The following is an 11,232-nucleotide window of genomic DNA, read 5'->3' as shown; positions in this document are numbered from 1 at the left end:
GTATGTTTTTGGAGAAGGATTTCCATGCGATACAGGGTTTTCAAGACCAGGGGGTTCGCCGTCAGCGCCAGGAAGGCACGGATCGACGACGCCGAACTGGTGCTGGCAATCGGAGCGGTGATCAGGGGGCAGGCTGACAATCTGGGTGGTGGGGTGTGGAAGAAACGCCTGAACGAAAATCGCCACCGCTCCATCGTGCTGGCCCGGGGCGGGTGCTACTGGGTCTTCCAGTTCCTGTTCGCCAAGAGTGACCAAGGAAATATCAGCCAGCAGGAGCTCAGTGCCTTCAAGGCGCTGGCCAAAGCCTATGAGAACCTGAGCAGCCGGCAGATTCGGCAACTGCTGGAAATGAAAAAGTTTGTGGAGATAGCTTATGAACAAGCGGTATGAGTCCGAGGCATTGCAGTCGGTTCACGAATCGGCCAGCGCATTGCGCGCTATCGGAGCGATCAGCAAGGCGACCATGCGCGAGTTCGACGAGTCGTGCCTTGCACCGGTGCCGGACGAAATCGCCCCCGAGCAGATCAAGTCGTTGCGCGAGCGCAATCATGTCAGCCAACCGGTGTTCGCCCGTTACCTGAACACCAGCGTGTCGACGGTCAAGCAGTGGGAAGCTGGCGACAAACAGCCCAGCGGCATGGCGCTCAAGCTGTTGAGCATCGTGCAGAAGCACGGGTTGCAGATACTCGCCTGACCCGCAGGGCCAGAGGGGCTGGCATGTCGCTCAGCCCTTGGCGATGAGGCGCGAGTTGCGCTCGTTGCGAAATACCAGCTGCTCGATGTTAGGGCCGTCCTGGCTGGCTTCCTCGCGGGCTCGCAGGATCACGTCGTGGTGGTGCGACTTGGCACAGACCGGGTCGGCGTTGCTGGCGTCACCGGTGAGCATGAAGGCCTGGCAGCGGCAGCCGCCGAAGTCCTTTTCCTTCTCGTCACAGGAGCGGCACGGTTCGGGCATCCAGTCATAGCCGCGAAAGCGGTTGAAGCCGAACGAGTCGTACCAGATGTGTTGCAGGCTGTGGTCGCGCACATTGGGAAACTGCACCGGTAGCTGTCGTGCGCCGTGGCAAGGCAGAGCGGTGCCGTCCGGCGTGACCGTGAGGAACACGCTGCCCCAGCCGTTCATGCAGGCCTTCGGGCGCTCCTCGTAGTAGTCCGGGGTGACGAAGATCAGCTTGCACGGGTTGCCCTCGGCTTGCAGTCGGGCGCGGTACTCGTTGGTGATGCGTTCAGCACGTTGCAACTGTTCGCGGGTCGGCAGCAGGCCCTGGCGATTGAGTTGCGCCCAACCGTAGAACTGGCAGGTGGCGAGTTCGACGAAGTCCGCCTCCAGGGCCAGGCACAGCTCGATGATCCGGTCGATCCGGTCGATGTTGTGTCGGTGGGTGACGAAGTTCAGCACCATCGGATAACCGTGGGCCTTCACTGCCCGAGCCATTTCCAGCTTCTGCGCGAAAGCCTTCCTGGAGCCGGCCAGCAGGTTGTTCACCTGTTCGTCGCTGGCCTGGAAGCTGATCTGGATATGATCCAGGCCAGCCTGCTTGAAGTCGCTGATCTTCTGCTCGGTCAGGCCGATGCCGGAGGTGATCAGGTTGGTGTAGAAGCCCAGCCGGCGTGCCTCGGCGATCAGCTCGACGAGGTCCTGGCGCACCAGAGGCTCGCCACCGGAAAAACCCAGTTGGGCAGCGCCCATTTCCCGCGCCTCGCGCAGTACCTTGAACCACTGCGCGGTACTCAACTCCTGGCCCTGCCCGGCGAAGTCCAGCGGGTTCGAGCAGTACGGGCATTGCAGCGGGCAGCGGTAGGTCAGCTCGGCGAGCAGCCACAGCGGCAGGCCGACTTCCGGCTTGGCCGGCAGGCCGGATTCAGGCCAGTTCGATCCAGTGCTCTGCACGGGCGACCTCCATGAACTGCTCGATGTCCTCGCCGAGCTCGGCTACGTCGGGGAACTGTTGCTGCAGCTCGGCGATGATGGCTGCCACGTCGCGCTGGCCATCGATCAGGCCGCCAATCAGGGCGGCGCTCTCGTTGAGCTTGATCATGCCTTCCGGGTACAGCAGCACATGGCCCTTTTGCGCCGGTTCGTACTGGAAGCGGTAGCCGGCGCGCCATTTCGGGGTCAACTGGCGATCGAAGCTCATAGGGCGATTCCTCGGTGCCAGACCCGCTGGTCGGTCACGCTGTGATAGGGCGGTCGGTTCAGTTCGTAGGCCATGCTCATGGCGTCGAGCATGCTCCAGAGAATGTCAAGCTTGAACTGGAGAATCTCCAGCATGCGCTGCTGCCCCTCGTAGGTAGTGTAGTGCTGCAGGGTGATCTCCAGCCCGTGTTCGACATCGCGCCGCGCCTGGCCGAGGCGGGTGCGGAAGTACTCGTAGCCGGCGGGATCGATCCAGGGGTAGTGCTGCGGCCAGCTGTCCAGGCGCGACTGGTGGATCTGCGGCGCGAACAGTTCGGTCAGCGAGCTGCTGGCCGCCTCCTGCCAACTGGCCCGGCGGGCGAAGTTGACGTAGGCGTCCACGGCGAAGCGTACGCCGGGCAGCACCAGTTCCTGGGAGCGCAGTTGATCGGGGTCGAGGCCGACCGCCTGGCCCAGGCGCAGCCAGGCTTCGATGCCACCGTCTTCACCTGGGGCGCCATCGTGGTCGAGCAGGCGCTGGATCCACTCGCGGCGGATCTCCCTGTCCGGACAATTGGCCAGGATCGCCGCGTCCTTCAGGGGGATGTTGACCTGATAGTAGAAACGGTTGGCGACCCAGCCCTGGATCTGTTCGCGGGTAGCGCGGCCCTCATACATCGCCACGTGGTAGGGATGATGGATGTGGTAGTAGGCGCCCTTGGCACGCAGCGCCTGTTCGAATTCGGCGCGGGACAGTGGGGTATCGCTCATGGGGTTGTGCTCCTACAGCTCGATGCTCATGCCGTCGTATGCAACTTCGACGTTGCGTCGCTGCAGTTCGGCGCGTTGTGGCGAGTCTTCGTCGAGGATCGGGTTGGTGTTGTTGATGTGAATCAGCACCTTGCGCTGTGTTGGCAGGCGCTCCAGCACTTCGAGCATGCCGCCGGGGCCGCTCTGTGCCAGGTGGCCCATTTCCCGGCCGGTGCGGGTGCCAACGCCACGACGCTGCATCTCGTCGTCGTCCCACAGGGTGCCGTCCACCAGCAGGCAGTCGCTTTCGGCCATGATCTGCAACAGCGGCTCGTCAACCTTGCCCAGGCCCGGGGCATAGAACAGCTTGCCGCCGGTGCGCAGGTCCTCGACGATCAGGCCGATGTTGTCGCCCGGGTGCGGGTCGAAGCGATGCGGCGAGTAGGGCGGGGCGGCGCTGCGCAGTGGCAGCGGGGTGAAACGCAGGTGGGGGCAGGCGGCGATGGCGAAGCTGCCCTCGAGCTCGATGCGTTGCCAGTCGAGGCCGCCATTCCAGTGGGTCAGCATCTTGAACAGCGGGAAGCCGGTGCTCAGGTCCTCCTTGACCATGTCGGTGCACCAGACCTGGTGCGGACAGCCTTCGCGCAGGCTGAGCAGGCCGGTGGTGTGGTCGATCTGGCTGTCCATCAGGATGATCGCGCCGATGCCGGTATCGCGCAGGGCCCGACCCGGCTGCATGGGCGCGAAGCTCTGGAGCTGGGCGCGGATGTCCGGCGAGGCGTTGCACAGTACCCAGTTCACGCCGTCGTCGGAGAGGGCGATGGAGGACTGGGTGCGTGCCGTGGCCCGCAGGCTGCCGGCACGAAATCCTGCGCAATTGGCGCAGTTGCAGTTCCACTGGGGAAAACCGCCACCGGCAGCGGAACCTAGAATCTGGACGTACATGGTCCTGTCACTCACTCAAGGACTGAAAACGAAAACGCCCCGGCGAGGCCGAGGCGTTGCACTGCAGGTCGACCGATCAACGATTGGCGAAGTACATGGTCACTTCGAAGCCGATACGCAGGTCGGTATAGGCGGGTTTGGTCCAGGCCATGAATGACTCCTTCGGTTGGGTGGATGGGTGTCTATACATATAGTCCACCTCCGGCGGGAGATGTTCAAATGCTTAGCAAGCTAATATTACTGAATATTACCGGTTAAGTAGACCGCTTTCTTGGATAAAGCTCATTGCAGCCCGGGTAATGATCCCGTCCTGGCCTGCGAGCCCGCGTCCGGCGCGGCGCCGTTGGCCAGGCACAGCCAGCCGCCTGCGGCCTCGGCGAGTTGCCGGGCGGCCACCTGCAGTTGTTCGCGCTGCAGGCAGCGAAGATTCGAGGCGAGCTGCTCAAGATAATCCGACGAGTGGTTGGCCAAATGTGCCTGCCAGAGCAGCTCGGCGGCCTGTGCCAGTGGCAGGTCCGCCAGGTTGAACTGGGCAGCCAGGGATTCTCGCTGGGCCAGCCAGGCGTCGTCGTCCAGGCTGGCGATCCGCTCGGGGAGTTGCACCAGGAAACTTTCGAAATGCCCCAACAACTGTGCGAGTGATGTTCCGGGCGATTGCACGCCGAGCAACAGGCCGGTTCGGCCTTGGATCTGTCGGACGCTGCTGAAGACCGCGTAGCCCAGTTGCAACTCGACCCGCAGGCGCTGGTAGAACGGGGCCTGCACCAGTTGGCCGAGCGCCCGCCAGCAGGCGTCGTCGACCAGGCTGTCGCTGGGCGCCGGACAGAACAGCAGCAGGGCCTGCTCGGCCGTGTCGCAGGGCACGGTTTGCCAGCGCCTTTCGCCAGAGGCCACGGGTGGCTGCGGTACTTCCCGGGCCGGACTGCCGGGGGTACGGCTCAGGGCATTGTTGAGTGCGGTCTGGATGGCTGTCGGGAACCCGAGGGCCAGGCCCTGCCATTTGGCTTCGGACCAGAGCCTGCGCAGTCGCTCGGCATCCCAGGCCTGGGGGGGCACGTGGGTGGCTGCTGGCTGTTCGGACAACGCCCTGAGCAGTTCCCGGATAGGGATCAGTGCCTTGGGTGGCTCGGGTGGAGCCTGCCAGATCGCCTCACTCGGGGTCGTCAGGCTGCGCAGGGCCTGTTCGAGAATCGCCGGGATCGGTTCGTGCCAGCCAATAAGCTGGAGTTGCCAGGCACTGGCCTGGACGGTGAAGGACAGTTCCACACCGGCTTGCCGCGCCTGGGCGCGCAGGGTGTGCAGTCCCTGATTCAGCCGCGCTTGCAGGGCATGCGTGCCAGGCAAGTCATCCAGTTGCCAACGCAGGTAGAGTGCCGCCTCGCCGCTGTCGTTCGCCGGCAGCTCGACAGGGGTGATGGCGGACGAGTCCCGCCGCTTGTGCAGGCGGTCCTGGGCAAAGGTGCGCAGGCCACGATGGGCGCTGGTCTGGCCGCGGATCAGTCCCGGGTGCTCGGCTGGCGCGGTGGAGCGCAGGAAGGGATTGGCCGGCGGTAGCCGCCAGGACACCGCCGGGTTATCCACAGGCGCGCTGTCGAAAGGGCCCAGCAGGACCTTGAGCGCTGAAAGGGCGGCGTCCGAGAGTTCTGGCGAAGCATCGCCGGCATCCTGTCGGGCCCGCTCCAGTGCCGTGCTGCTGCGGGCCTTGCGGTTCTGCAGCAGGCGGTATTCCCGACGCAGCCCGGGCCAGTCGGCGTGGCTGGCGAAGAAACCCAGCCAATCGGCCAGCAGGGCCTCGATCTCGGCGCCCTGGTCGACGCCCTGTGGCGCCAGTTCGAATGCCAGTCGCACAAGGGCCTGTCCGGCGAACTGATAGAGAACCGTGACGTTCAGCGAATTTATCCACAGGCGCCCATGCAGCTCGGCCGCGAGTCCGCCGGGCTGGCTGTCGTTGAGCCAGGTGCAGAGGAAATCCAAGGCCTGCCGGGCGCCCTCGGGCAGTTCTTCCCAGGCCAGCAGCAGGTCGAGGTGCTGAGCGCCGGCCTGTTGATAACTTCGCTTGCCATGCTCGAACAGGGCCACAGGTGCTTTCTGTTCGATCGCCTGGCCTGGGCGCAGGTCGGCACCCAGGGATTGCGCCAGGGCCTGCAACTGCTCCAGCGGCTGCGGGCCGACCAGGCTCAGGGTCATTTGTCCGGACTGATAGAAGCCCTGGTAGAAAGCCTGCAATGCCTGCTGGAAAGCCGGGTCTTCGACCTGCAGGCTGGCGCGATTGCCAGCATGCACGCCGCGCAGGGGGTGGTGTTCGGACAATCCGGCGTAGAGCTGGAATTGCCGTTGCGCCACGGTGTCCCGCGACCAGGCGATGAACTCCGCTTCCAGCACCTCGCGTTCGCGCCATTGTTCGTCTGGCGCCAGGCGTGCCCGGGCGAGCATGTCGACCAGGCGCTCGAGCCCACCGGCAAAGGCCTGGGGCGGCAGTTCGAAGAAGAATTCGGTGCTGCGTTCACGGGTTTGCGCATTCACCTGGCCGCCGTGGCGCTGGACGTAGGCCATCAGCCCGTCGGCGGCGGGGAAGCGCTCGGTGCCGAGAAACAGCAGGTGTTCGAGGAAGTGCGCCAGCCCTGGCCAGGCTGTGGGAGCATCGTGGCTGCCCGCCGCCACTCGCAGGACCGCTGCGCACCGCTTCAACTGTGGCGCATGGCGTAGCGAGACCCGCAGGCCGTTGGCCAGGGTGATGCATTGGAGGGCTTGGGCGTTGGGGGCTGGCATGGACACTTCCGTTTCAGAGAAGCGTCCATGCTAGCGGATAACGCCAGGTCAGTCCCGGCTGAGGTTGCCGTAGAGCGCGGGGCGACGATCCAGCAGGTAGCGGTTGCTCGCGCGTGATTGCTGCATCGCCGCGCGGTCGAGCGTGCCGATGATCAGTGCCTCGTCCAGCCCGGCGCGGGCGATGCGGCTGCCATCCGGCGCGGCGATGCTGCTCTGGCCGCAGTAGTGGATGTCACCTTCGTGGCCGCAGTAGTTGGCATAGGCCACGTAGCACTGGTTCTCGAATGCGCGGGCGCGAATGGTCACGTCGGCGACGAAGTCGAACGGTACCATGTTGGCGGTGGGCACCAGGATCAGCTCGGCCCCGGCCAGGGCCAGGCGCCGGGTGTTTTCCGGGAACTCGACGTCGTAGCAGATCAGCAGGCCGACTTTCCAGCCGCCGAGTTCGACCACCGGGAACTCGTCCGGCCCGGCGCTGAACATCGAGTGATCGAGATCGCCGAACAGATGGGTCTTGCGGTAGTTGCAGCGGCTGTTGCCCTGGGCATCGATCAACTGCACGGCGTTGTAGAGGTTGCCGTCCTCGGCACGCTCCGGATAACCGTAGACGATGGCGATATTCGCCGCCCTGGCCAGCGCGGCAATGTGTTGCGCCGCCGCGCCGTCGCGGGGTTGCGCGAGCGCGGCAACCGCCTCGACGCCGATGTTGTAGCCGGTCAGGAACATTTCCGGCAGCACCAGCACATCGGCGCCATGGGCCTCGGCCAGCAGTTGCTGCAACCGCTGCAGGTTGCCCGCCACGTCCAGCGGCAGGGGCGGGCATTGGTAAAGCGCTACGCGCATGGGTTCGACTCCGTTCAGTCGGCCAGGGCGATCGGGCCGATGTCGGCGAACACGTCGCCTGGACCTGGGTTCTCGGCATGGGTACGGCCGCCGAAGTGGTTCATGATGCCCCACACCGCGTTGAGCGAGGTCTGGACTGCGCCCTCGACCCAGGCCGGCGTCCAGGACACGTCGTCGCCGGCAATGAAGATGCCGCGTTGTTCAGCCGGCATGTCGGCCTGCATGAAGTGCGCGTACATCCGCTGGTTGTAGCGGTAGTGGCCGGGCAATGCGCCCTTGAATGCACCGAGGAAGTGCGGGTCGGCTTCCCAGGACACGGTGATCGGGTCGCCGATGATGCGCGCGGCGATGTCCACTTTCGGGTAGATCTTCTTCAGGGCGTCCAGGGCCAGCTTGACCCGCTTGTCGATCGGCTGCGGCAGCATCTTCAGCGCGTCGCTCATCCACGAGTAGGACAGGCAGATCACGCCCGGCTTGTCGTCGCCGTTGTCGAACAGGTACGTGCCGCGGGTCAGGCGATCGGTCAGGGTCATGCTCATCAGGTCGCGGCCGGTTTCCGGGTCCTTGTCCTTCCAGAATGGCCGGTCGACCATGACGAAAGTCTTCGACGACTGCATGTAGCGCGTACGGTCCAGGGCCATCCACATCTTCTGCGAGAACAGCGATTCCTCGCACTCGATCTGGGTGGTCAGCAGCCAGCTCTGGCAGGTGGTGAGCACGGCGGCGTAGTGGCGGGTGTCGCCCCAGTTGTCGGTGACGGCGAAACGACCGTCGGCGGCGCGGGCGATGCGTTTCACCCCGGTACGCGGTGCGCCGTGGTGCAGGGAGCTGAGGCTGGTACCGGCTGGCCAGTGGGCGCAACGCTCCGGCACATGGCGCCAGATGCCCAGCGGTACCTGCTCGACACCACCGACCACCAGGTGCTGGTGATCGTCGCAGTTGGTCATGACCACGCGGAAGATTTCCAGCATCGAGTTGGGGAAGTCCGAGTCCCAGCCGCCGGTACCGAAGCCGACCTGGCCGAACACCTCCCGGTGGTGGAAGGACAGCTTGGCGAAGGCCTTCGAGGTGGCGACGAAGTCGTAGAAGGTGCGGTCGTCCCACAGCGGTACCAGGGTGTTCCACAGTTCTTTCAGGCGTGGCACATCGCGGTCGCGGATGGCCTGCTGGATATCACCGAAGCGCGCACCGTCCTCCAGGGCATCGGCCCAGGCGTCGGCGACTTCCTGGAACAGCGCCGGCAGGTCGGCGAGTTTTTCCGCGTAGTGGGTCTGCCCTTCGAGATCGATCACCGTGCTGCCGGAGGCCGGGGTCAGCGGGTTGGGGAAGGGTTTGGTTTCCAGGCCGAGCTTGTCGACATAGTGATAGAAGGCGGTGGACGACACCGGAAAGCGCATCCCGCCGAGTTCGGCGATGATGCCCTTGGCGCCTTCGAACTCCTGGGAGCGCAGGCGACCGCCCATCTTCGAGGCTTCGTACACCACGGGCTTGAGGCCCAGTTTCATCAGCTCGTAGGCGGCCACCAGGCCAGCGATACCGGCACCGACGATGGCGACTTCGGCGCCATGATTTTCCGCGGGAATCGTCCCCAGTCCTGCAGGATGCTCGATCCAGTCATCGAAGGCGAAAGGAAAGTCCGGGCCGAAAATGGTGACCGGTTTTTTACCATCGACAGGGTGGCGATTCTTCTTGTTCATGGCGGACCTTGCTGGCGACTCCTGCCGGAAGTGGTATCCGGTGGAAGTGTAGTTAGGAAAAGACTGGCGCCATTGTAGGTAGCGGGGAGAACGTAAATAAGACGCAAATTGTCGTCGTTTTGCTGATTAATGATGCTTTATGACGAGTCTGTTCGGCATTTTGTAGTGAAAGGGCTGGCCTCTTCGCGGCGGTCCGACGCATCGGTAAATCCGGCTCCCACAGGATAGGCGGTTGGCGCGGGGAGCCGTGGGAGCCGGATTTATCCGCGAAGAGACCCTGAGGGGTACAAAGTCCTTGGTCCTCGATTAAATCGGCTGCCCCCGATCCACCTTGCTGCTGAGAATGATCGAGGTGGTCGTTTTCTCCACCCCTTCGACACTACCAATCTGGTCGAGCAACTGATCCAGTTGCTCCGGCGAATCACTGCGCAGCCATGCCACGTAGTCGAACTCGCCACTCACTGCACAGAGCTGCTGGATCTGTGCCATGGCACTGAGCCTGCGCACCACATCCTTGCCCGAGCGCGGTTGTACCGTGATCCCGACATAGGCCTGCAACCCGCCATCGACCACTCGCTGACCAAGGCGCACGCCATAGCCCGTGATCACCTTGGCCTTTTCCAGGCGCGCCAGCCTCGAGGTCACGGTCGTGCGGGCAATGCCCAACTGCCGGGCGAGCATGGCTACGCTTTCGCGAGCGTTGATCTGCAAGGCGGCGATCAATTGGCGATCGATTTCGTCGAGGGGGATGCGGCTGTCAGGCAAGGTACTACTCCGTCGGTGAGGTCTACTCACATTGTTGGTTCACTTGATCCGTAGCCAGCAGGCCGGGGATTTGGTAACGCGTACTGCGACCTCCCCCTGGAAGGCGGACCAGGCAGCGCTTTTCCAGCAAATCGGCCAGATGGCGAGTCGCTGTAGCCTTGCTGACCTTCGCGACCTCCTGATATTGCGCGGCGTTGATCCCGTTCGCGAAGCCTTTATCGCCACCATCGAGCAAGCGATTCAGCACCTTCAATTGTTCGGTCGAGAGTTGATGCTGACGATGCTGTTGCCAATACCTGGCCTTGATCAGTACCCGATCGATCCGCTGCTGAGCCTGTTCCAGGCTACGCAACAAGGTTTGTAGAAACCATTGCAACCAGGCGGTGATATCCATCAAACCTTTCTGAGTGCTTTCGAGTATCTGGTAATAGCCCTTGCGGTCCTCAAGGATGCTGGCGGACATCGCATAAAAACGGATGGCTTGCTGCTCAGACTGCGCCAGGGCCAGGTCAGTGAGGCTGCGGGTCAAACGACCGTTGCCATCGTCGAACGGATGCAGCGTTACGAACCAGAAGTGGGTGATGGCGGCACGTAGCAGTGGATGCAGTGTGTTGTCCGTTTGGCTGCTATTGAACCAGTGGATGAAGGTTGCCAACTCTTGATCGAGCCTGTTGCGCGGTGGAGCCTCGAAATGTACGACTGGCCGATCGAGACGCCCGGAAACAACCTGCATAGGCTCGTTCCCCCGGATCCTGCCCACATTGATCCGTGGTGCCAGATTGCCTTCGTTGCCAGGGAAAAGCAGCGTGTGCCAGTGCAGTAGGCGCTCCAGGCTCAGGGGGTGTTCGTGGTGCTGGGTTGCGTCCAGAAGTAACTCGGCCAGGCCTTCACTGCGGGGGCTGACTTGGTGATCTGCCGCCAGTCCCAGGCGCCTTGCGAGCGAGGAACGGACCGAGCCGGCATTCAACTGCTCGCCCTCGATAGCCGAGGAGGTGATGATGTTTTGCAAAAGGGCATCCAGTTCGTTCTGGGCACTGCTGTCACCGTCGATGGCGCTAGCCATGCCGAGCAGACGTCCCTGGGCCTCAGCACATGCCTGCAGGCGGGTAGCCAGAACGTCGGCCTTCCAGGTGAAGTTGGGCCAGTCGGGCTGCTGCCAGATCCAGTAGGGAAGCTCGGTCATGGGGGCCTCGGCGGATGCGTGAGCCGAATAAAAGGGCTATTCGGCTCATTTGGTGAGCCGATTGTGCGAGGTATTCGGCTCAGCGTCCAGTTTTGCGCGGGTAGCCTGTTTCTATTGATGCGCCCACGCAGACGGATCAATGATGGCTGTCTTGAGACTGGAAG

Annotated in this window: 12 protein-coding genes; 2 read left to right on the top strand and 10 right to left on the bottom strand. The window is 63.6% G+C overall.

The genetic code is table 11. From position 1 onward, the window contains the following. Positions 1-24 precede the first annotated feature (24 nt). Positions 25-390: a type II toxin-antitoxin system RelE/ParE family toxin gene (locus tag HU752_RS29830; RefSeq protein ID WP_186685406.1), complete on the top strand. Its 366-nt coding sequence runs from the start codon at positions 25-27 to the stop codon at positions 388-390. After that, complete coding sequence (locus HU752_RS29825; protein ID WP_186685404.1) at positions 374-694, top strand: helix-turn-helix domain-containing protein; 321 nt, start codon at positions 374-376, stop codon at positions 692-694. The genes HU752_RS29830 and HU752_RS29825 overlap by 17 nt, the downstream gene beginning before the upstream one ends. 30 nt (positions 695-724) lie before the next feature. Here HU752_RS29825 and pqqE read toward each other — a convergent pair whose 3' ends face one another. The 10 genes from pqqE to HU752_RS29775 form a co-directional block, all read right to left on the bottom strand. Next, positions 725-1,891, bottom strand: coding sequence for a pyrroloquinoline quinone biosynthesis protein PqqE (gene pqqE, locus HU752_RS29820; protein ID WP_186685402.1), 1,167 nt, complete (start codon positions 1,889-1,891; stop codon positions 725-727). Next, positions 1,863-2,138, bottom strand: coding sequence for a pyrroloquinoline quinone biosynthesis peptide chaperone PqqD (gene pqqD, locus HU752_RS29815; protein ID WP_186685400.1), 276 nt, complete (start codon positions 2,136-2,138; stop codon positions 1,863-1,865). The genes pqqE and pqqD overlap by 29 nt, the downstream gene beginning before the upstream one ends. Further along, positions 2,135-2,887, bottom strand: coding sequence for a pyrroloquinoline-quinone synthase PqqC (gene pqqC, locus HU752_RS29810; protein WP_186685398.1), 753 nt, complete (start codon positions 2,885-2,887; stop codon positions 2,135-2,137). The genes pqqD and pqqC overlap by 4 nt, the downstream gene beginning before the upstream one ends. Before the next feature lie 12 nt (positions 2,888-2,899). Continuing rightward, entirely contained in the window at positions 2,900-3,811 is a 912-nt protein-coding gene (gene pqqB / locus HU752_RS29805; protein WP_186685396.1) for a pyrroloquinoline quinone biosynthesis protein PqqB, read from the bottom strand. A gap of 76 nt (positions 3,812-3,887) precedes the next feature. Further along, positions 3,888-3,962 (bottom strand): pyrroloquinoline quinone precursor peptide PqqA, encoded by a 75-nt coding sequence (gene pqqA, locus HU752_RS29800; protein ID WP_054057055.1) that lies wholly within the window; start codon positions 3,960-3,962, stop codon positions 3,888-3,890. 131 nt (positions 3,963-4,093) lie between these two features. Further along, positions 4,094-6,580, bottom strand: a complete 2,487-nt coding sequence (gene pqqF, locus HU752_RS29795; RefSeq protein WP_186685394.1) for a pyrroloquinoline quinone biosynthesis protein PqqF — start codon at positions 6,578-6,580, stop codon at positions 4,094-4,096. A 48-nt stretch (positions 6,581-6,628) separates the two neighbouring features. Then, the gene (locus HU752_RS29790) at positions 6,629-7,423 is read right to left on the bottom strand and encodes a carbon-nitrogen hydrolase family protein (RefSeq protein WP_186685392.1); all 795 of its coding nucleotides are present in this window, start codon (positions 7,421-7,423) and stop codon (positions 6,629-6,631) included. A 14-nt stretch (positions 7,424-7,437) separates the two neighbouring features. Next, positions 7,438-9,120, bottom strand: a complete 1,683-nt coding sequence (locus tag HU752_RS29785) for a flavin monoamine oxidase family protein (RefSeq protein WP_186685390.1) — start codon at positions 9,118-9,120, stop codon at positions 7,438-7,440. A 306-nt stretch (positions 9,121-9,426) separates the two neighbouring features. Beyond that, positions 9,427-9,885, bottom strand: a complete 459-nt coding sequence (locus HU752_RS29780) for an Lrp/AsnC family transcriptional regulator (RefSeq protein WP_186685388.1) — start codon at positions 9,883-9,885, stop codon at positions 9,427-9,429. Positions 9,886-9,907: 22 nt separating this feature from the next. Continuing rightward, complete coding sequence (locus HU752_RS29775; protein WP_186685386.1) at positions 9,908-11,068, bottom strand: Fic family protein; 1,161 nt, start codon at positions 11,066-11,068, stop codon at positions 9,908-9,910. Positions 11,069-11,232: the final 164 nt, after the last annotated feature.

The sequence above is a fragment of the Pseudomonas vanderleydeniana genome, assembly GCF_014268755.2.
GTDB classification, from domain to species: domain Bacteria; phylum Pseudomonadota; class Gammaproteobacteria; order Pseudomonadales; family Pseudomonadaceae; genus Aquipseudomonas; species Aquipseudomonas vanderleydeniana.
This window is presented reverse-complemented; position numbering and strand designations above follow the sequence as displayed.